This is a genomic window from Pectobacterium cacticida, from assembly GCF_036885195.1.
Taxonomy (GTDB): Bacteria; Pseudomonadota; Gammaproteobacteria; order Enterobacterales; family Enterobacteriaceae; genus Pectobacterium; species Pectobacterium cacticida.
Map to the genome: position 1 here is coordinate 18,415 of NZ_CP133656.1, position 19,444 is coordinate 37,858.

19 protein-coding genes and 1 pseudogene are annotated in these 19,444 nt (G+C 51.0%); 8 read left to right on the forward strand and 12 right to left on the reverse strand.

Annotated features, from left to right (window positions below):
• Nucleotides 1-9 precede the first annotated feature (9 nt).
• From RFN81_RS00075 to RFN81_RS00100, 6 genes are all read left to right on the forward strand, one after another.
• Nucleotides 10-1,815, forward strand: coding sequence for an ABC transporter ATP-binding protein (locus RFN81_RS00075; RefSeq protein WP_264497246.1), 1,806 nt, complete (start codon nt 10-12; stop codon nt 1,813-1,815).
• A gap of 338 nt (nt 1,816-2,153) precedes the next feature.
• Nucleotides 2,154-2,852 (forward strand): D-galactonate utilization transcriptional regulator DgoR, encoded by a 699-nt coding sequence (gene dgoR, locus RFN81_RS00080; protein WP_264499044.1) that lies wholly within the window; start codon nt 2,154-2,156, stop codon nt 2,850-2,852.
• Nucleotides 2,849-3,745, forward strand: a complete 897-nt coding sequence (locus RFN81_RS00085; protein ID WP_264497247.1) for a 2-dehydro-3-deoxygalactonokinase — start codon at nt 2,849-2,851, stop codon at nt 3,743-3,745. The genes dgoR and RFN81_RS00085 overlap by 4 nt, the downstream gene beginning before the upstream one ends.
• Nucleotides 3,729-4,346, forward strand: coding sequence for a 2-dehydro-3-deoxy-6-phosphogalactonate aldolase (locus tag RFN81_RS00090; RefSeq protein WP_264497248.1), 618 nt, complete (start codon nt 3,729-3,731; stop codon nt 4,344-4,346). Before RFN81_RS00085 ends, RFN81_RS00090 begins: the two co-directional genes overlap by 17 nt.
• On the forward strand, nt 4,343-5,491 hold the full coding sequence (gene dgoD, locus RFN81_RS00095) for a galactonate dehydratase (RefSeq protein ID WP_264497249.1): 1,149 nt from the start codon (nt 4,343-4,345) through the stop codon (nt 5,489-5,491). Before RFN81_RS00090 ends, dgoD begins: the two co-directional genes overlap by 4 nt.
• Nucleotides 5,492-5,837: 346 nt before the next feature.
• A complete protein-coding gene (locus RFN81_RS00100; RefSeq protein ID WP_264497250.1) occupies nt 5,838-7,127 on the forward strand; it encodes an MFS transporter in 1,290 nt (429 codons plus the stop codon).
• Nucleotides 7,128-7,230: 103 nt separating this feature from the next.
• Here RFN81_RS00100 and bhsA read toward each other — a convergent pair whose 3' ends face one another.
• The 5 genes from bhsA to RFN81_RS00125 form a co-directional block, all read right to left on the reverse strand.
• On the reverse strand, nt 7,231-7,491 hold the full coding sequence (gene bhsA / locus RFN81_RS00105) for a multiple stress resistance protein BhsA (RefSeq protein ID WP_264497251.1): 261 nt from the start codon (nt 7,489-7,491) through the stop codon (nt 7,231-7,233).
• A gap of 174 nt (nt 7,492-7,665) precedes the next feature.
• Nucleotides 7,666-8,457 (reverse strand): aliphatic sulfonates ABC transporter ATP-binding protein, encoded by a 792-nt coding sequence (gene ssuB / locus RFN81_RS00110; RefSeq protein WP_264497252.1) that lies wholly within the window; start codon nt 8,455-8,457, stop codon nt 7,666-7,668.
• Nucleotides 8,454-9,248: an aliphatic sulfonate ABC transporter permease SsuC gene (ssuC, locus tag RFN81_RS00115; RefSeq protein WP_264497253.1), complete on the reverse strand. Its 795-nt coding sequence runs from the start codon at nt 9,246-9,248 to the stop codon at nt 8,454-8,456. Before ssuC ends, ssuB begins: the two co-directional genes overlap by 4 nt.
• 10 nt (nt 9,249-9,258) lie before the next feature.
• Nucleotides 9,259-10,401 carry an FMNH2-dependent alkanesulfonate monooxygenase gene (gene ssuD, locus RFN81_RS00120; protein ID WP_264497254.1) on the reverse strand — a complete coding sequence of 381 codons (1,143 nt, stop codon included), beginning with the start codon at nt 10,399-10,401 and terminating at the stop codon, nt 9,259-9,261.
• Between the two features lie 56 nt (nt 10,402-10,457).
• Nucleotides 10,458-11,408 carry a sulfonate ABC transporter substrate-binding protein gene (locus tag RFN81_RS00125; RefSeq protein ID WP_378929259.1) on the reverse strand — a complete coding sequence of 317 codons (951 nt, stop codon included), beginning with the start codon at nt 11,406-11,408 and terminating at the stop codon, nt 10,458-10,460.
• Nucleotides 11,409-11,792: 384 nt separating this feature from the next.
• Between RFN81_RS00125 and RFN81_RS00130 the strand changes: the two genes are divergently transcribed.
• The gene (locus RFN81_RS00130) at nt 11,793-12,695 is read left to right on the forward strand and encodes a LysR family transcriptional regulator (RefSeq protein WP_264497256.1); all 903 of its coding nucleotides are present in this window, start codon (nt 11,793-11,795) and stop codon (nt 12,693-12,695) included.
• A 79-nt stretch (nt 12,696-12,774) separates the two neighbouring features.
• On the opposite strand, the gene RFN81_RS00135 is transcribed toward RFN81_RS00130, so the two are convergent.
• The 7 genes and pseudogenes from RFN81_RS00135 to RFN81_RS18685 all read right to left on the reverse strand — a co-directional run.
• Nucleotides 12,775-14,004 carry an aryl-sulfate sulfotransferase gene (locus RFN81_RS00135; RefSeq protein WP_264497257.1) on the reverse strand — a complete coding sequence of 410 codons (1,230 nt, stop codon included), beginning with the start codon at nt 14,002-14,004 and terminating at the stop codon, nt 12,775-12,777.
• A gap of 85 nt (nt 14,005-14,089) precedes the next feature.
• Nucleotides 14,090-15,028 carry an ABC transporter substrate-binding protein gene (locus RFN81_RS00140; protein WP_264497258.1) on the reverse strand — a complete coding sequence of 313 codons (939 nt, stop codon included), beginning with the start codon at nt 15,026-15,028 and terminating at the stop codon, nt 14,090-14,092.
• Between the two features lie 27 nt (nt 15,029-15,055).
• On the reverse strand, nt 15,056-15,832 hold the full coding sequence (locus tag RFN81_RS00145; protein ID WP_264497259.1) for an ABC transporter ATP-binding protein: 777 nt from the start codon (nt 15,830-15,832) through the stop codon (nt 15,056-15,058).
• Nucleotides 15,832-16,602: an ABC transporter permease gene (locus RFN81_RS00150; protein ID WP_264497260.1), complete on the reverse strand. Its 771-nt coding sequence runs from the start codon at nt 16,600-16,602 to the stop codon at nt 15,832-15,834. The genes RFN81_RS00145 and RFN81_RS00150 overlap by 1 nt, the downstream gene beginning before the upstream one ends.
• Before the next feature lie 97 nt (nt 16,603-16,699).
• Nucleotides 16,700-17,620, reverse strand: a complete 921-nt coding sequence (locus tag RFN81_RS00155) for a nucleoside hydrolase (protein WP_264497261.1) — start codon at nt 17,618-17,620, stop codon at nt 16,700-16,702.
• A 96-nt stretch (nt 17,621-17,716) separates the two neighbouring features.
• Entirely contained in the window at nt 17,717-18,667 is a 951-nt protein-coding gene (locus tag RFN81_RS00160) for an adenosine deaminase (RefSeq protein WP_264497262.1), read from the reverse strand.
• Nucleotides 18,668-18,864: 197 nt separating this feature from the next.
• A pseudogene (locus RFN81_RS18685) lies at nt 18,865-18,942 on the reverse strand (DUF2274 domain-containing protein); the annotation flags it as partial.
• A 13-nt stretch (nt 18,943-18,955) separates the two neighbouring features.
• Between RFN81_RS18685 and RFN81_RS00165 the strand changes: the two are divergent.
• Nucleotides 18,956-19,267 (forward strand): hypothetical protein, encoded by a 312-nt coding sequence (locus tag RFN81_RS00165; RefSeq protein WP_264499045.1) that lies wholly within the window; start codon nt 18,956-18,958, stop codon nt 19,265-19,267.
• Nucleotides 19,268-19,444: the final 177 nt, after the last annotated feature.

Below are 19,444 nucleotides of genomic sequence, written 5' to 3' on the forward strand. Positions count from 1 at the left end.
AATGAACACATGACAGCGCCGATCATGTCCGTTTCGCATCTGACGACCGCTTTTCGCGTGAACGACGCGTGGTTGAATGTGGTGCGGGACTTATCTTTCACCATTGGCGAGAAAGAAACGGTCGCCGTGGTGGGGGAATCCGGTTCCGGGAAAAGCGTGATGGCCAAATCCATTATGCGCCTGTTGCCACCCGGCCAAAGCCGAATTGAAGGGCAGATTCATTTTGATAACACCGAACTGCTGTCGCTCCCGCAAAAAGCGATGCAGGATGTGCGCGGCAACCGCATCGGCATGATTTTTCAGGAGCCGATGACCAGCCTGAACCCGGTCTTGCCGATTGGCTACCAGATTACGGAAGTGCTGCGTCGTCATCGTGGCATGGGCAAAGCCGAGGCGCGTGCCGAGGCAGTACGACTGCTGGAGAAAGTGCGCATTCCCGCGGCGAAATCACGGCTGAACGAATACCCGCAGAGTTTTTCCGGCGGGATGCGCCAGCGCGTAGTGATTGCCATTGCATTGGCCTGCCACCCGAAGCTGTTGATTGCTGATGAACCCACAACGGCGTTAGACGTCACCATTCAGGCGCAAATTCTGACGCTGATCAAAACGCTTCAGGAAGAAGAGGGCATGTCGGTGCTGTTTATCACCCATGATATGGGCGTGGTGGCGGAAGTGTCTGACCGCACGCTGGTGATGTATCAGGGGGAAATGGTGGAAAATGCCGTCACGCGGGAAATTTTTCATCATCCACAGCGGCCTTATACCCGCATGTTGCTGTCCGCGGTCCCCAGACTTGGCTCCATGTCCGGCAGCGCTTGGCCGCAACGCTTTCCGTTAGTGGATCTTAAAACCGGCGAGCGCCAGCCGGTGCCGGAGGCGGTGAACACCGTGTCGGGTAAAGAACCCGTGCTGGCGGTGAAAAATCTGGTCACGCGCTTTGATATTCGATCGGGCGTGTTCCAGCGACTGTCCGGCCGGGTTCATGCGGTGGAGAACGTGTCGTTCGAGCTGTGGCCAGGTGAAACGCTGGCGCTGGTCGGCGAATCGGGCTGTGGTAAATCCACCACCGGTCGGTCAATTATTCGTCTTGAAGAGGCCGTTAGCGGGGAAATTGAACTTCAAGGCAAAAATATTTTAACGGCCGATAGGCATGCGCTAACCGATTTACGGCGGCAGATTCAGATGATATTTCAGGATCCTTATGAAAGTCTGAACCCGCGCATGCGGATCGGCGAAGCGATTGCCGAACCGATGCTGCTGCACGGTTTGGCGACCCGGCAAAATGTACATGCGAAGGTAAAAGCGCTGCTGGAGCAGGTGGGATTATCCGGTGAAATGGCCGTGCGTTTCCCGCACCAGTTCTCCGGCGGGCAGCGTCAGCGCGTATGTATTGCGCGTGCGCTAGCGCTGGAACCGAAAGTGATTATTGCCGATGAGTCGGTGTCGGCGTTGGATGTTTCCGTCAAGGCTCAGGTGATTAACCTAATGCTGGATCTTCAGCAATCGCTAGGGCTGTCATACCTATTCATTTCGCACGATATGGCGGTTGTTGAGCGCATCAGCCATCGTGTAGCGGTGATGTACCTCGGTGAAATCGTAGAGATTGGCCCACGTTCGGCGATCTTTGACAACCCCCAGCACGATTATACCCGGCGTCTTATTTCTGCGGTGCCAGTACCTGACCCGGACACGCGGCCAGTGCGTAATATCGCTCACGCCGAGTTGCCAAGCCCAGTGCGTGCGCCTGATTTCCAGCCCCCGGCGCGGCGTTATCAGCAGGTCGGCGAGGGGCATTTTGTCCTGGAACAGCGCTAGTGTTGTCCTTATCTACTTTGCCATTAATGGCGGTTCCTTTACTTGCGATTGCCTGAACCGCCATTCTTTTTCTTCTTATCACTTACCCCGTAACACCCCAGTCTCATGCGTTCAATGCTTCTGAATGTTTAAATCCGGTAAAAAATTTTGTTGCTAAGTTGTAGTTGTTGTCCGTTTTGTGATCCAGATTGTAGTACAAGAAATTAAAATAGTACTACAATGTGCCCCATCAAGAAGGGTCGCGTGCGGTTATTGTGCAACACTTCGACGACGCCAGACGGTATGACGGGTAAAGTAAGTGCCGTGATATCAATCCGTTTTGTTACGTTGAGGTGATGATGAATAAGCAGGTATTAAGCAAAACCGACCGCATCATTCTGGATATTGGCCAACAGATTGTTAGTGGTAAATACGCGCCGGGCGCGCCGTTGCCCGCCGAAGCAGAGCTGTGTGAAGAATTTCAAACCTCGCGCAACATCATTCGTGAGGTATTCAGAGCACTGATGGCGAAAAGGTTGGTGGAAGTGAAGCGGTATCGCGGGGCGTTTGTCGCTGCGCGTAACCAGTGGAATTACCTGGATACCGACGTGTTGCAATGGGTGCTGTCCAGCGATTATGACCCGCGTTTAATCAGCGCGATGAGCGAAGTGCGAAATTTAGTGGAACCGACGATTGCTCGCTGGGCGGCCGAGCGGGCGACCTCAAGTGAATTGGCGGTGATTGAGGCCGCGCTGAACGACATGATTGCGAATCATCAGGATCGTGATGCATTCAATGAAGCGGATATTCGCTTTCATGAAGCGGTATTAGCGGCGGTGCACAACCCGGTGCTACAGCAGTTGAGCGTTGCGATTAGTTCGTTGCAGCGAGCGGTGTTTGAACGCACTTATATGCCGGACGAAGACAATATGCCACGGACATTGCGTGAGCATCAGGATCTTTATGATGCCATTCGGCATCAGGATATCGAAGCAGCAGAGCGGGCGGCATTAATGATGATCGCTAGCTCAACCAAACGGTTAAAGGATATTACATGAGTGAAAGCTATATCGCCGTTGACTGGGGTTCGACCAACCTGCGGGCCTGGTTATACCTGGACGGCGCCTGCATTGACAGCGTGAAGTCTGAAGCGGGCGTCACGCGGTTGAACGGCCAGACGCCGCAACAGGTTTTTCAGCAGATCGTCGCGCCGTGGCAGCATCACAACGTGCCAGTTGTGATGGCGGGCATGATTGGCAGCAATGCGGGCTGGCTTTCTGTGCCTTATTTGACTTGCCCAACCAGCCTGACGGAGGTTGCTCACCGTCTGACGCGGGTGGAAGAAGCAGAGCCCTTATCCGCCTGGATTATTCCGGGGCTGAGTATTGCTCAGGATGATAATTGCAACGTGATGCGTGGTGAAGAAACCCAGCTGATCGGCGCCTATAGCGAATGTCCTTCTTCCCTCTATTTAATGCCGGGAACCCATTCGAAATGGGTGCGTGCGGATGATAGCAATGTGCTGGATTTCCGCACGGTGATGACGGGCGAACTGCACCACTTATTGATGACGCAGTCGTTAATCGGCGTCGGGCTGACAGAGCAGCAGCCCTCTCCCGCGGCTTTCCAGCACGGGCTGGAGCTTGGCTTTGCCGACGACAATATCATCCGCTGTCTGTTTGAAACCCGTGCAGCGCATGTATTAGGGCGTCTGGATAAAAGCGCCGTGAGCGATTGGCTCTCCGGGCTACTCATTGGCAATGAAGTCTCACAAATGCAACGCCACTATCAAGCAGCGGCGGGAGACGTCATCACATTGATCGGTTCTCCAGCGCTGACGGCGCGTTACGAGAAAGCATTACAACAGGCTGGGTTGCGCTGGCAGCAACTGGATGGCGATCGGGCATTTCAGGCAGGAATAAGGAGTATTGTTAATGAGTTGGAATACTAATCTTCCCTTAATTGCGATTCTGCGCGGCATCACGCCGGGTGAGGTGTTGGAACATGTCGCTGCGCTGCTGGATGCGGGATTCGATGCGGTGGAAATTCCGCTGAATTCGCCGAATCCGTACGACAGTATTCAACTGGCGGTAGAACATTTTGGCGATCGCGCCCTGATTGGCGCGGGAACGGTGCTGAACGCTGACAATGTCGATAAATTACAGGAAATTGGCAGCAAGTTGGTGGTCACCCCCAATATTTCCCCTGAGGTGATTCGACGTGCGGTGAGCTACGGTATGACAGTATGCCCAGGCTGCGCCACCGCGACGGAGGCTTTCACCGCGCTGGATGCAGGGGCGCGAGCATTGAAACTGTTCCCCTCATCGGCATTTGGGCCCGCCTACATTAAGGCGTTAAAAGCCGTATTGCCGAAGGAGATTCCTGTTTTTGCCGTCGGCGGTGTCACGCCAGAAAACTTGAAAGATTACCTGAGTGCAGGTTGCATCGGTGCCGGATTAGGCAGCGATCTGTATCGAGCCGGTCAGTCTGTCGAGGTTACCGCGCAAAAAGCACACGCATTTGTTAACGCCTATAAGGACGCTGTTCAATGAAAATTACCAAAATCACCACGTATCGGCTGCCACCACGCTGGATGTTCCTGAAAATTGAAACCGACGAAGGTATCGTCGGCTGGGGTGAACCGGTAATCGAAGGTCGTGCCCGTACCGTTGAAACCGCCGTTCACGAGCTATCTGACTACCTGATCGGGCAGGATCCGGCACGTATCAACGATATCTGGCAGGTACTTTATCGCGCGGGCTTCTATCGTGGCGGCCCGATTCTGATGAGCGCCATCGCAGGTATCGATCAGGCACTGTGGGACATCAAAGGCAAGGCGTTGGGTGTGCCGGTTTATCAATTACTGGGCGGCCTGGTACGCGATAAAATTAAAGCCTACAGTTGGGTTGGTGGCGACCGTCCTTCCGAAGTGATCGCGGGAATCAAGAAGCTCACCGAGATTGGCTTTGATACCTTCAAGCTGAACGGCTGTGAAGAGATGGGCATTATCGATAATTCGCGCAAAGTTGACGCGACGGTAGCCGTGGTTGCCGAAATTCGCGAAGCCTTCGGTAACAGCATTGAATTCGGCCTGGATTTCCACGGTCGTGTCGATGCGCCAATGGCGAAAATCCTGATTAAAGAGTTGGAGCAATACCGCCCACTGTTTATTGAAGAACCCGTACTGGCTGAGCAGGCGGAATACTATCCTCGTCTGGCGGCGCAAACTCATCTGCCGATTGCGGCGGGCGAGCGTATGTTCTCACGCTTTGATTTCAAACGCGTATTGGCCGATGGCGGGTTGGCGATTATTCAGCCTGACCTGTCGCACGCAGGCGGGATTACCGAGTGCTTCAAAATTGCCGCGATGGCGGAAGCCTATGATGTCGCACTGGCGCCGCACTGCCCATTAGGCCCGATTGCATTGGCAGCCTGTTTGCACCTCGACTTCGTTGCGCGTAATGCCGTATTCCAGGAACAAAGTATGGGCATCCATTATAATAAGGGAGCCGAACTGCTGGACTACGTCATTAATAAAGAAGACTTCGCCATGACGGACGGTCATTTCTACCCGTTAAATAAACCAGGACTCGGCGTGGAAATTAATGAAGAGTTGGTTATTGAGCGCAGTAAAAACGCACCGGATTGGCGTAACCCGGTATGGCGTTACGCCGATGGCGCAGTTGCCGAGTGGTAATACTTTTTTTACTTTACACGAAATAAGTGTTGAGTAAACGGTAATTCATAACGAATTTCTCCGGTGTGAAGGAATAAAACCATCATGGATTATCACGAATCGAATATTTCGTGAGAGGTTGCTGTTTTATTTTTTCCATCGGGGAAATTAAATTTCAATTAATCACCTTTTCGCCATCACTGGAATGATTAAAAACGCCATGATCAATCGGGGAAAAGTTTGGCTGTGCGCGGTTATTTATTTCATTAGAAATGCATAAAACAAACACACTGCTCGTGTTTGTTAAACGTTCAAAAATAACGGGCAATGAATTTATTGTCGGTTTGATAAATAACAGGAACATAAGATGGACATGACATTAACTACCCGTCCTACAAAACGGCGTTATTTAACGTTGTTGATGATTTTTATTACAGTCGTCATCTGCTATGTGGACCGCGCTAACTTGGCTGTAGCGTCGGCACATATTCAGGAAGAGTTCGGCATTACTAAAGCACAAATGGGTTATATCTTTTCTGCATTTGCCTGGACTTATACGTTGTTCCAAATACCCGGCGGCTGGTTCCTTGACCGCGTTGGCTCAAAAGTCACCTATTTTGTCGCCATCATGGGATGGTCAATTGCGACCTTACTGCAAGGTTTTGCGACGGGTCTGGCATCGCTAATTGGTTTACGCGCCATCACCGGTATGTTCGAAGCGCCGGCATTTCCGACGAATAACCGTATGGTGACTAGCTGGTTCCCTGAGCAGGAACGTGCTTCTGCGGTAGGTTTTTTTACCTCAGGGCAGTTTGTTGGTCTGGCATTTCTCACCCCTTTACTCATTTGGCTTCAGGAAATCCTGAGCTGGCACTGGGTGTTCATCATTACCGGCGGCGTGGGGATTATTTGGGCGTTGATCTGGCATTTTGTCTATCAGCCGCCGAAGAAAAGTAAAGGGATCAACCAGGCTGAACTGGATTACATCGCCGAAGGTGGCGGTATTGTCGATGGCGATGCGCCGAGCGAGAAGAAATCACGTACACCGCTGACGGCTGCTGACTGGAAACTGGTATTCAACCGCAAATTGGTTGGTGTCTATATCGGGCAGTTTGCTGTGACCTCCACACTGTGGTTCTTCCTGACATGGTTCCCTAACTACCTGACACAGGAAAAACAGATTAGCGCCCTAACGGCAGGATTTATGACCACCGTACCTTTCCTGGCTGCGTTTGTTGGTGTGCTGCTGTCCGGATATGTTGCGGATCGCTTGGTACGTAGCGGAAAATCGATCGGTCTGGCGCGTAAAACACCGATTATCTGTGGCTTGCTAATTTCGACCTGTATCATGGGAGCGAACTATACGAACGATCCGGTGTGGATTATGACGCTGATGGCTATCGCGTTCTTTGGCAATGGTTTTGCGTCCATCACTTGGTCTCTGGTGTCGTCATTGGCCCCAATCCGTTTGATTGGTCTGACGGGTGGCGTGTTCAACTTCGTCGGTGGTTTGGGCGGTATTACGGTGCCTTTGATTATTGGCTATCTGGCACAGGATTATGGGTTTGCTCCAGCACTGACCTACATCGCTGTCGTCGCGTTGGTTGGCGCACTCTCTTACATCCTTTTGGTGGGCGAAGTGAAACGCGTAGGCTAATGCTAACGACGTCATTTGACCGTTAAGCGTAAGCCATAAAAAACGGACTTTCCTCTTGGGTGAGGAAAGTCCGTTTAATTTTTTGATTGTCTAACCGCAGGCATTATTTATAGATTACCGCAGAGCCGCGCAGTTGATCATGACCCGCAGCGGCTGTGATGGTGTAGGCTTTAGCGCCTGCTTTGTCCGCTTTCTGAGCCAGTTTTTCTTGCAGCGAATCCAGCGTGTAGGCAGAAGCCGTGACAACTCCCGCTTTTTCCAGACCCTGTGCCTGTGCTGGCGCAACATATTCAGCAGCGGAAACACCAAAAGCAGTAGTAGTAGCAAGAACAACGGCAGCGGCGATGATTTTTACGTTTTTCATGTGAGATATCCTATTCAGTATTCTGTGGTATGAAAGGTCATTGCCTTTCGATGAAAAGGATATTACGCCGGTGAAGTCAGAAGAGATAACGGAGTGTTTTGAGAATATCAATCAATTTTTTTGATTTACATTCTGACGATCGGAGGCTTCAACTCGGATCGCCAGAGTACGACATTATATCGCCGCCTGTTGCGGTAAGGGGTGAGGCGTAGGCGCTAACACGCGTTCCAACACGCGAGCTTCCAGTTCTGCCAGTTTTGCCGATCCGCGCCGCCGTGGTCGAGGCAAATCGACTGTGATATCGAGCCCCACGCGCCCCTCCTCGATTAGAATTACCCTGTCGGCCAGCGCAATGGCTTCGGAGACATCGTGTGTGACCAGCAGCACGGTGAAGCCGTGCCGGAGCCACAGATTTTCGATCAAGCTTTGCATCTCAATACGGGTTAAGGCATCCAGCGCGCCCAGCGGTTCATCCAGCAGGAGTAAGCGTGGTTGGTGAATAAGCGCACGCGCCAGCGCCACGCGCTGTTTTTGACCGCCGGATAGCGCCGCTGGCCAGTCGTTGGCACGATCCGCTAATCCGACGGAGGTGAGTGCATCCTGCGCTTTTTCACGCCAGTTGCCGCGTAGCCCCAGCCCAACATTATCGATCACCTTTTTCCACGGCAGCAGGCGCGCTTCCTGAAACATCAGCCGTGTGTCGTCTTTCGCGCTACTGAGCGGAGCCGTTCCGGTGCGCAGTTCGCCGCTACTGGCGCTCTCCAGCCCGGCAAGCAGGCGCAGTAACGTGCTTTTCCCGCAACCGCTGCGACCGACGATGGCAACAAATTGCCCGGAGGGAATGCGTAACTGCACGTCATTCAGCACGGTGCGGTGACCGTAGCGTTTGCTGATGGCGTTCAGCGCCAGCGGCGTCCCTTTCGTCAGGGGTGAAGGTGGATAAGCCTGTATTACGGAATCGGTCATGAGGCATTCTCCAATGAGGTTTGATAAGCAGGATTCCAACGTAGCCAAAAGCGCTCCAGCGCCTGAGCGCTGACATCAGCCAGTTTGCCAAGCAGGGCATACAGGATGATGGCAACGACCACCACATCGGTTTGCAGGAACTCGCGGGCGTTCATGGCGAGATAGCCGATACCGGCGTTGGCCGAAATGGTTTCCGCGACGATCAGCGTCAGCCACATAAAGCCCAAAGCAAAACGGATGCCGACCATAATGGATGGCAACGCGCCAGGCAGCACGACCTGAGAGAACAGGCTGAAGCCGGACAGGCCGTAACTACGCGCCATTTCCAGCAGCCCGCGATCGATGTTTTTAATACCGTGATAGGTATTGAGATAGACCGGGAACAGCGTACCCAGCGCGACCAGAAAGATCTTGGCCGATTCGTCAATACCAAACCACAGAATCACCAAGGGGATTAGTGCCAGATGGGGGACGTTACGTATCATCTGAATCGAACTGTCCAGCAAACGTTCTCCCCAACGTGATAGCCCGGTGATAAAGCCGAGCACTAACCCGATGCCGCCGCCGATAGCAAACCCGATCAGGGCGCGCCAGCCGCTGATCGCCAGATGCTGCCACAGCTCGCCGCTAATGATGAGCGACCATGCGGCGGTCATCACCGAACTGGGTGCAGGAAGAATTCTATTGGATAGCCAGCCGAATTCGACGGATACCTGCCACGCGGCGAGTAATGTTACCGGTAGCAGGAAGGGCGCTAATCGCATTGCCAGTGAAGAGTAGGTGTTAGCCATGCGTGGTTCCTCAGCTTTGCGAGACTTTACGTGGCATATAGCTGTTTGCCACCACTTCTCCCGCCTGGCTCACGGCATGCAGCGGCGTAGGTTGCTGCGCCAGGTCGAGGTGCGGGAACAGTAATTCCCCTACGCGATAGGCTTCTTCCAGATGCGGATACCCAGACAGGATGAAAGTATCAATTCCGAGATCCGCGTATTCCTGAATACGTTCGGCGACCGTCGGGCCGTCGCCGACCAGCGCGGTGCCAGCGCCGCCGCGTACCAGACCGATGCCGGCCCACAGGTTCGGGCTAATCTCCAGATTGTCCTTTTTACCGCCGTGAAGTTCTGCCATACGGCGTTGGCCCACCGAATCGAAACGCGCCAGCGCCGCCTGCGCATCGGCAATGGTTTGGTCATCCAGATGGGATATCAATCGCTCGGCCGCTTGCCAGGCTTCCTCTGTGGTTTCCCGCACGATAACGTGCAGGCGAATGCCGAAGCGGACTTCGCGTCCCTGTGCCGCCGCTTTGGCACGGACTTCCGCCAGCTTGGCTTTAACCTGCTCAGGCGGTTCGCCCCATGTGAGATAAAGATCGACCTGCTCTGTCGCCAGGTTCTGCGCCGCCTCAGACGACCCACCAAAATAGAGTGGCGGACGCGGCTGCTGCACGGGCGGAAACAGCAATTTGGCCGCTTTTACCTGAATATGCTTACCGTTGAAATCGACGGTATCGCCTTCCAGCAGTCTGCGCCAGATATGGGTGAACTCCGCTGAGGCTTCATAGCGTTCCTCATGGCTGAGGAACAGCCCTTCCGCAGCCAACTCTTCAGGGTCGCCGCCGGTCACCAGATTAAACAGCGCCCGACCGTTCGACAGCCTGTCCAGCGTAGCGGCCTGACGGGCGGCGATGGTGGGGGATATCACGCCGGGGCGTAGAGCGACAAGAAATTTTAGCCGCTGCGTTACAGGAATAAGCGATGCGGCGACCAGCCAGGAGTCTTCGCAGGAACGGCCTGTAGGTATCAGTACGCCGCCAAATCCCTGCCGTTCCGCCGCTTGCGCCACCTGTTGCAGATAGTGGTAATCAACATGACGCGCCCCTTCGCTGCTGCCGAGATAGCGTCCGTCTCCGTGAGTAGGCAAAAACCAAAATACGTTAAGGCTCATGGTGTTAACTCCTTGAATAGCGCTGTTCGGGATGAAAAAGGTTTAGGATGAGTGCGTTAAGGCGTTTGAGGATGCCAAACGCGCTCTGCGATATTGACCTTCACCGGCACGAGCCGATTTTCATAAAACAGGTCGGCCGTGGATTGCTGTGCCTTGATCGTGGCGGCATCCAGCGGTTCTATGGTGGTCGGCGGGCGATGGTCGAGCGCCGTTTCAATCACTTTCTCCGGCAGCCCTACCGCATTGGCCAACAGTGTGATGCTCTGCGCGCGGTCGCCGATCGTTAGGGCATCCGCTCGCGTTAGATCGTCCAGTACCTGGCGGATAAAGGTACCGTGTGCTTCAACATAGGGACGGCCTGCCAGATAGAAAGAACCGGTTTTTTGCAAGCCGCTACTATCAACCAGCACGCGCACGCCACCTTCCAGTAACGCGGCGGAATAGTAGGGATCCCAGATGGCCCATGCATCGACGTTACCTTGCTGGAAAGCCGCGCGCGCATCGGCAGGAGTCAGGTAGGTCGGTTTAATATCGGTGAATTTCAGGCCGTCGCGTTGCAGTGCTCGCAATAGCGTATTATGCGCGCTGGAGCCCTTCTGGAACGCGACCTTACGACCTTTCAGGTCGGCAACGGTTTTCACCTGGCTGCCTTCTGGCACCAAAATTACTTCGGCCTGCGGCTTAGGCGGTTCCATACCGACATACAGCAGATCGGCTCCGGCGGCCTGCGCAAAAATAGGCGGGATATCGCCAGTACCGCCCAGATCGATACTGCCAACATTTAGCGCTTCCAGCATCTGTGGCCCAGCGGGGAACTCAACCCAACTGATTTTGGTGTTAGGGAAGCGTTTTTCCAGTAGCTGGTGCGATTTCGCCAGCACCAGACTGACCGAACCTTTCTGATAGCCAATGCGCAGTTGCGAGGGGATGTTATCTTGCGCATAAGCGGTCGACATAAACAGAATGGCGCTGGCTGCCAATACTGTTGAAAGTTGATGTAACCACATTGCCAGCCTTTTCCACCGCACTGAACTTTTCCCGCGCTGTTCCATGATCGATCGCTTCGTGATTAACGACATACTTACGCGCGCTCCCTTATAACTAAAATTTAAAAAACATTCAGGAAATGCAACATTGAGAGATAAACATTACAGGGGGGTGGCTGACTTTTTAAATATCAATTTGTCGTTTTTATAGCCAAAAAGAGGAAATGGCCGAGATCGGGCCAACGCGGTAGTGAAGAACAGCGATAATCAATCGTTTCCTTCGTTTATGTTATGGTTAGTCGACAAAGCACAGCGCGACAAAGGTGAAGATGCGAATCATGTTGATGCCCGCGGTGTTTTCTGTATGGTCAGCTACAGTATCCATTCAATGAGTTTTAGGTACTTATGGATTTACTATCACGCTTCTCCCGTTATTTCCTTACCGTCGCCAGGACGGGAAACCTGCGTAAAGCCAGTGAGATCCTCTGCGTTTCAACGCCAGCCATTCACCGACAGATTCAATTGGGCGAACAACACTATGGCGTTTTACTCTTCGACCGCCTTTCATCGGGAATGCGGTTGACGACAGCGGGTGAGCTTTTATATACGACGCTACAGAAATGGGAAAAGGAAAGCCTTATCACGCAGGAGTACTTTGACGAGTTCAGGGGCATGAAGCGCGGCCATGTGGTTATTGGTATCATCAAGGCTCTGAGTTCGGGACTCGTCATTGATACTATTCAGGAAATAACGAAGACTTATCCTTGGATCACGTTTGATGTCCAGATCCACGATAGCCACATTGTGGGAGAGAAAACGGCAAAAGCCGATCTGGATATGGGGATTCTTATCGATCCCCTTGAAAGTCTTGGGCTAGAGGTGACCGCATTTACCCAGATGCCCGTAGGGTTTGTCACCCATCCAGAGAATCCGCTATCAACGCTGGAGTCGATATCGATAGGCCAGGCTCTTGAGTATCGCAATATTATTCCCGCCAGCCCGCTTATCGTGCATGACAGGGTTATGCAACTTTACCGCAGGCACCACTTCAAGCCCGAAGTCAGCGTGCAGTGTAATGATACACAAATGATAAAAAGCATGGTGAAGGCTAAATATGGCCTCTCCATACTCTCTAAGATCGACGTCCTCAACGAACTGAAGGATGGCTCGCTGTGTTTTATCCCGCTAAAGGACAGAACGATACGCCCGCTGACCATCGGGCTTTGTGTGGCGGCGAAAATGCAGCTTTCCCAAGCGGCGCAACTGGTTCTGAAGATTTTGGGGGAGCATATTGAAAATCTTAAATAATATTTTATCTTGCGTAGAGAGACGTTGCCGCCGCTCTACGCGAGCAGCGCTAGACTTCTTCAGCCTGAATCGACCAAGCTTATCCTGGAAGCCATGAATCCGGTACGGCCTGTGCCCGGTAGACCATGGGATTAGTCATGAGCTTATCCTCAAAGGGAAAGACGCCGGGGAAGGGATTGATGTATTCCCAGACAATCTCTCCAGACATTGTCACCTGAAAGATTCTTCCATTCATGCCCTCATTGATTAAGGTATTGCCATTCGGGAGGCGTTGGACGCTGCCGACAAAAGAGGTAAAGAACGTCCAGACAGGCAGCCCGGAATCCTCAGCAGTGTACTGCCAGACGATGTCATGCGTGATGGGATCGATTTCGAGTACGCGTGACCCAGCGTAGACGCCAAGCGGCACGGGGGGATAACCACCGCCGCCTTGATCGTCAAGCATCAGAATATGTCCTGCTCCCGGCAAACCCTCAGGGATCATGTGGGCGTGGTGCTGACCGGCAAGCTGATCCACTTTACGCGGGAGATGACGAGTAACCAGTCGGCGGTCCGCGTTGCTGTAAGGCTGGTCCTGGTAGGGGCCGATGCGCCAGACAACCTTGCCGGATTGTTTATCAATAATAATGATGAAATTGCCCTTGCGGGAATCCAAAATGATATTGTCCGGGTGGAACGCAGTGTGTCCTGCCCTATACCATTTATTTTCACCCAGGGTCTGCATATGGTTGATTTCGAGATAACCCCAGCTATCGCGATCGTTGTTGCTGAGAAGATGTTTAAGGTAAGAAACGCCTTCTGGCGAAAAACCGAATTCGTGAAAATGATCGCGAGCCATCCAAGACCAAACAATCTTCCCATCGGGTGATACTTCATAAATACCCTGATCGCCGATTTCTGAATCACAAAGATCTTTAACGATCACCGGCTCGGTAACCAATAAAAGCGTATTGCCATTAGCGAGGCGTTGCCAATCATGATTCTGCCGTGCGGCGCCCAATGGCGCCTCTTCGCCCCATTCCCAGACGCAATCGCCGTCCCAGTTGAATTCGCCTACCGTAATATTGTTGAAAATACCCGGCCCTTCATTTGGGTCCATTTTTTTCTGCAGAAGTACATGGCCTTTCTTTCCATTAATAAGATTGGGGTCAATAATATTGCCAGGCAAACCAAGATAGTTCCAGCGATGACGCTCTTGTCCGTCGAACCCCACCAGATGCGTGTTTCCATCCAGTGAGCTGAAGTTAATATTTGTTGGGAAGGCTTTCTCTTTATCAACATAAACAAGGCCAGTCTGAAAACTTCTCATGAATTAGTCGTCCTGTAATATATTATTTAGAGCCTATCTAAGTAGGCGTTATTGGCAAGTAAAATAGCCCTAATAGGATAGGTTCTTAGTGACTATTAAGGTAAGTTGAATCAATATGATCTGCGAAATTAACTTTTTTATCCTGATTATTTATGAGTTGTTTATCTGACATCCATTTCTGCTCTTTCAACATAATAGGAAGCGCACTGTCGGCAGATTTCACACCATAATGGTAAGCCGGTAACATTTTAACGATATTGTCTGTCGAAACGGCATCCTGAAGAGCGCTATTGATGTAACGCGCAACCTGATGGGTATCGTTAACTTTAGCGTCGGATTTTTTGAGCGCGGCAATAAGTTTAAACGTTTCGTCCTGATGTTCTTTGAGATAATTCGACGTGGATACGAGTAGGAATTGATTTACCTGATCCAACATTGGGACTTCAGCATAATCTTCACCGAGCATTAGCTGAGTCTGATTATAGAAAGTATCAAACATCAAGGCCGCATCAATATCCTCTCTAATAAGCGCCAGCGGCATATCTGAAGGTGCCACATTGACGTAAGTGACTTTGGTATTTCCCATTACTTGTTCAAATATATACTGCATCTGAGTACCAATAGTGAGGCCGACCTTTTTCCCATTTAGTCCGGCAATATCATTGGCGCCAGATTTCTTATTGATGATGATTTTATTGCCGTTATACGTTGCCAGTGAGGCTAAAATGACGAGATCTTGCCCTCGCGCCAGCGCTGTCGCCGCGGAGAATTCAGAGACGATGGCGTAGCCAGCACCCTGGCCAATCAGCGCCTCAAGCGCTTCTCTCCCTGAAGTGAACGACACCGGCGTCACCGCGACGCCGCTTTCTTTCCAGAGATTATCCTCGGTAGCAATCGCTACCTGTGGCGCGGATGGACCGGGCGTCCATGCTAGCTTCACCGGTTCATCGGCGAACGCGGAGTTAAAGCCAAAGCTGCATAAAATTATGGTGATGGCTTTGAAGTACATACTGATCTTTTTCATAAAATTTTCATTCCTGAGCGTTATGTATTAAAGATGAACGAGCGTTTCGAGTATTTTGTTACGTATCTTCATTAATTCCAGCGTCGCGTCGTTGGTGTTTTGCGCTTTAATTGCGCCAATATTGATATCTTTAACGATTCTTCCCGGCGTGCTTTGCATGACGCAGATTCTGTCAGCAAGAAAGATGGCTTCATCAATGTCATGCGTAACGAAAATGATGGTGATTTTGTATTTCTGATATATAGCCATTAATAACTGGTGCATTGCGCTACGGGTAATGGCATCAAGAGCGGCAAAAGGCTCATCCATCAGCAGCACGCTCGGAGAATTAACAAAGGTTCTGGCGATCGCCACCCTCTGACGCATCCCTCCCGAAAGTTGATGGGGATATAACTTCTCCTTGCCCGCCAACCCGACATCTTTAAGGATCTGATAGGCACGATTGATCTTTTGCTCCTTGCTGATACGCAGTCTCTTCATGGCAAACATCACATTGCCAAGCGCGTTGAACCAGGGGAATAACGCATACTGCTGGAAAACAACGCCGACGTCAGGTGACGGCGCCTTCATTTCATTACCGTTGACTAAGACGCGTCCCTCCGATGGCGGCTGGAAGCCTGCAATCATATTCAGGAGGGTGGATTTTCCACACCCTGAGGGGCCGACCAGTGCAGTAAAAGAGCCCTCGCCGATTGTCAGATTGGTGTGCTGTAATGCCAGGAAAGAACCTGATTTATTCGTGAATCTCATTTCAGCCTGGTCGATATTGATAATATCTTGCAGATTACGACTCTTCTCTCGCATCAGATTGATTCCCAGTGAATGATCTTACGACCGATATAAACAAACGCGGCATCCAGCAGAGCGCCCAGTACGCCTAGCTCAATCAAGCTTACAAACATCCTGTCAACGCGGATGTATTGGCGCGATTCTTGTAATCTGTAGCCGATGCCGCCTGTGGCTCCGGTTAACTCAGCCGCAACAAGACTGAGAAAGGCAACCGCCGCCGCAATACGAAAACCGGCCATAATATGCGGCGCCGCCGCGGGTACAACGACCTGAAGATATTCAGTCAGCCTGCTGACGCCGAATGTTCGAGATGCCTTGATATACACATCCGGTACTAGCACCATGCCATGGTGAGTGTTGAGCCATACGGCTAAAAACACGGTATATCCGATGACGAAGGATTTTGATGCTTCACCAATGCCAAACCACACAATTGCGATAGGGACCAGTGCAATAGCAGGAATAGGACGCAGAATTGAAAGTAATGGATTAAGCAATAAATTAGCGATACGAATACGGGAGGTTAGCAGGCCAACGATCAGACCCAGCAATGCGCCGGGAATAAAACCGCTAACGACTCGCATCAGTGAAATGGAAAGATCGCTGAGCATTACCCCACTTTCCGCCATGACTAAAAATGCTTTGAAGGTTGCCAGCGGTGATGGCAGAAAAATGGGATTGAAGATCCCCAGTAGATAAACAACCTGCCATAGACCGGTAGCGATCAGAATAGATATAAGGACAGATAAAGCGTTAGGTCGGTGCGTATTTTGATTATTGCTCATATCTCACTTCTCATTCTCACATGAGCCTACCAGAGGGTGGCTCTTTTCACGTATCAGGCGCAGGGCGGGTTTTCAGATGAACGTTAAAATTGAAGGCTTAGTGACCCATATTCCTGACCGAGGTAAAAAACCATTCATTGAAATTTACTTTTGCTACTTCTGTACAAACACTGACGCTTGCGGATAGGGCGTTAAGCGATCGGATATCGATGACAGTTGCACCCGCTGCCGGGCCACTCAGTGCAACGTCAACGTGATAATTGCTGACAATAAAGCTATGTGGTTTTACGACATAATAGAGTGCGCAGAGATCATGTATCGGCATACCATTGATGACCGATCCGGATCGTGTGTTATACCCGGCGAGTAACCGATAAATTAAGTCGCCCGCAAGCCCTGAATCACGAATTTGGTTTATGGTATCGGCTCTTACAATCGCCTGATTGGTGGTATTTAATCCCACCATAACTTTTCTTACTGGCGCCTCAATAACCATCTGGGCGGCGTAGGGATCGGCAAACAGGTTAAACTCTACCGCGCTGTTCGTATTTCCTAGCCCAAGACTGCCGCCCATAAAAACTATCCGCTCAATTTTTTCCAGCAGTGAAGGATATTGTCTGATGAAAAGGGCAATATTGGTCATCGCGGCCAGGCACAATATCGTGACTTTTTCTTCGCTGTTTTCAAGTGCCTGACGTATAGCTTCAACGGCGCTGCATTTCATATAGCTGGAGGCAGGTGCCGGTAAATTGACACTGCCAAGCCCTGATGTGCCATGGATATGTTTGCTGTTGCGTGTTTTCCCCAAAATGGGACTTTCACACCCGCAGGCAACGGCTACCTTCACGTTTAAATACTCAGCTATAGCCAGTGCGTTGATCGCCCCTTGGTGAGCGCTTACATTCCCTGAAACCGTGGTAATTAACCTGACATCCAGGTTTTTATCTGACAGGGCGACCATCAGCGCGATGGCATCGTCGATCCCTGGGTCGGTATCGATAATCAAAGGCATGCTCATGACTGTTGTACCTGCGGTTTAATTAATAACGATGGCCAGCAATAATGTGATGGTCATTCAGCAAACATGAGTAATTTATGATTTTGGCTGCATTGCTTACCGACATATGGCGGCGTTAATGCTGTTTGCCGCAAGTTTTCGCGCCTGGTTCTCATTCATGCCCAGACTTTCATGTAATGCCATGAAATTCTCTAAAACATAGCCGCCAAAATACGCCGGGTCGTCGGAATTCACCGTGACGTTCATTCCTCTGTCTAGTAATGACAGTATGTTATGTTGATTCATATTATCGAATACGCGCAGTTTGACGTTTGAAAGAGGGCAAACCGTTAGGGGAATTTGAGAATCAATTAACCGCTGTACGAGCGTTTCATCTTCACTAGCGCGTACGCCATGATCGATACGAATGACCTTGAGCTTATCCAGCGCTTCCCAGATATACTCCGGCGGGCCTTCCTCACCGGCATGCGCAACGCCCGGTAAACCTTCAGCCCGCGCTTTAGCAAACACGCGTTCAAACAGGCGTGGGGGAAAACCTTTCTCCGAGCTATCCAAACCCACGGCCACAAACTTGTCCAAAAAAGGACGCGCTTGTTCAAACACCTCGAAAGCGGACTCTTCCGAAAGATGTCTCAAAAAGCTTAGGATCAACCCGCTCGACACACCCAGTTTTTTTCTGCCATCTTCCAGCGCTGCGCTGATGCCATCGACCACGACGCCAAAGGGAATCCCACGGTGGGTATGCGTCTGAGGATCGAAGAAAATTTCAGTATGAACAACGTTTTGCTCTTTGCATTTAATCAGATATTCCCACGTCAAATCATAGAAATCCTCTTCCTTTTGCAACACAGCTGCCCCTTCGTAGTAGAGGTTCAGGAAGTCTTGTAGGTTTGCAAACTGATAGGAATCGCTTAACTCGTCAACGCTCCCCCAGCGGGAATGTATCTTGTTGCGCTTGGCGATCTTGAAGAAAAGCGCTGGCTGTAATGAGCCCTCGATATGCATATGCAACTCTGCTTTAGGGAGGGACATGATGAGATCGCGCATCTGGTGTGGTCTCCGTTTGGATTGATGACTGCCCGATCTACATACTGTTGCGGTTTTGATGCGGGGCGTCTATTACCATTTTTATGGTATGCCATTAAAAAAAACTGAATGGGCAGGCGATGTTCACGCTAAAGGGTTAGTCAACATGTGGGCGTAGGTGGCGCGGTTTTGCTGGCGGTCCCTTTCTTGAATCCTCAATCTCCAGCCATGAACGCCTCTAGCGCGGCATAGCTATCTAGGTCGGTTTCCAAGCTGGCCGGGCAGGCAAGGATCAATTAACCCGCATTGATGAATGCTCTTGGCCTACAGGATCTGCGTGAAGTCATAACAAAAGATATCTTCTTATCCGAATTGGAAGCCTTTGGCGGTATCGTACTTCATGCTGACATGGGCTATCCAGTAGCTGAATACAAAGGTACAGACATCAGAATAGCTATCGAGCCGATAAACCTTACCCATATGCGAGATCTGACTGATGGCTATGTGGTAATGTTCAGGAACGGTGAGTTCGAGCATGAGATGGAGGGCGATCTCTATGAGGCGTTATCTCAAGCTGTTGATAGGCTTAAGATCGCTGTTGTGTTTTGTGAGAATAAATGAGTCATTAAAGTAAAATCTTTTACCTTTCTATGTTTTTCCTGCTGGCTGTAGAGAATCATTAGAATCGAGAAAAAATATCAGTCTAATTATTGGTATTGAAATAATTATTTATGAATATTTATTCTGTTGATTATTTATACTATTTTATAAAACCGAGAGATGTGTTATATAATTTAG

Excerpts from the sequence above, each read along its gene's own strand:
- RFN81_RS00075 (WP_264497246.1), top strand. The coding sequence starts at position 10 with ATGACAGCGCCGATCATGTCCGTTTCGCATCTGACGACCGCTTTTCGC.
- dgoR (WP_264499044.1), top strand. The coding sequence starts at position 2,154 with ATGAATAAGCAGGTATTAAGCAAAACCGACCGCATCATTCTGGATATT.
- RFN81_RS00085 (WP_264497247.1), top strand. The coding sequence starts at position 2,849 with ATGAGTGAAAGCTATATCGCCGTTGACTGGGGTTCGACCAACCTGCGG.
- RFN81_RS00090 (WP_264497248.1), top strand. The coding sequence starts at position 3,729 with ATGAGTTGGAATACTAATCTTCCCTTAATTGCGATTCTGCGCGGCATC.
- dgoD (WP_264497249.1), top strand. The coding sequence starts at position 4,343 with ATGAAAATTACCAAAATCACCACGTATCGGCTGCCACCACGCTGGATG.
- RFN81_RS00100 (WP_264497250.1), top strand. The coding sequence starts at position 5,838 with ATGGACATGACATTAACTACCCGTCCTACAAAACGGCGTTATTTAACG.
- bhsA (WP_264497251.1), bottom strand. The coding sequence starts at position 7,491 with ATGAAAAACGTAAAAATCATCGCCGCTGCCGTTGTTCTTGCTACTACT.
- ssuB (WP_264497252.1), bottom strand. The coding sequence starts at position 8,457 with ATGACCGATTCCGTAATACAGGCTTATCCACCTTCACCCCTGACGAAA.
- ssuC (WP_264497253.1), bottom strand. The coding sequence starts at position 9,248 with ATGGCTAACACCTACTCTTCACTGGCAATGCGATTAGCGCCCTTCCTG.
- ssuD (WP_264497254.1), bottom strand. The coding sequence starts at position 10,401 with ATGAGCCTTAACGTATTTTGGTTTTTGCCTACTCACGGAGACGGACGC.
- RFN81_RS00125 (WP_378929259.1), bottom strand. The coding sequence starts at position 11,408 with ATGTGGTTACATCAACTTTCAACAGTATTGGCAGCCAGCGCCATTCTG.
- RFN81_RS00130 (WP_264497256.1), top strand. The coding sequence starts at position 11,793 with ATGGATTTACTATCACGCTTCTCCCGTTATTTCCTTACCGTCGCCAGG.
- RFN81_RS00135 (WP_264497257.1), bottom strand. The coding sequence starts at position 14,004 with ATGAGAAGTTTTCAGACTGGCCTTGTTTATGTTGATAAAGAGAAAGCC.
- RFN81_RS00140 (WP_264497258.1), bottom strand. The coding sequence starts at position 15,028 with ATGAAAAAGATCAGTATGTACTTCAAAGCCATCACCATAATTTTATGC.
- RFN81_RS00145 (WP_264497259.1), bottom strand. The coding sequence starts at position 15,832 with ATGCGAGAGAAGAGTCGTAATCTGCAAGATATTATCAATATCGACCAG.
- RFN81_RS00150 (WP_264497260.1), bottom strand. The coding sequence starts at position 16,602 with ATGAGCAATAATCAAAATACGCACCGACCTAACGCTTTATCTGTCCTT.
- RFN81_RS00155 (WP_264497261.1), bottom strand. The coding sequence starts at position 17,620 with ATGAGCATGCCTTTGATTATCGATACCGACCCAGGGATCGACGATGCC.
- RFN81_RS00160 (WP_264497262.1), bottom strand. The coding sequence starts at position 18,667 with ATGCGCGATCTCATCATGTCCCTCCCTAAAGCAGAGTTGCATATGCAT.
- RFN81_RS00165 (WP_264499045.1), top strand. The coding sequence starts at position 18,956 with ATGAATGCTCTTGGCCTACAGGATCTGCGTGAAGTCATAACAAAAGAT.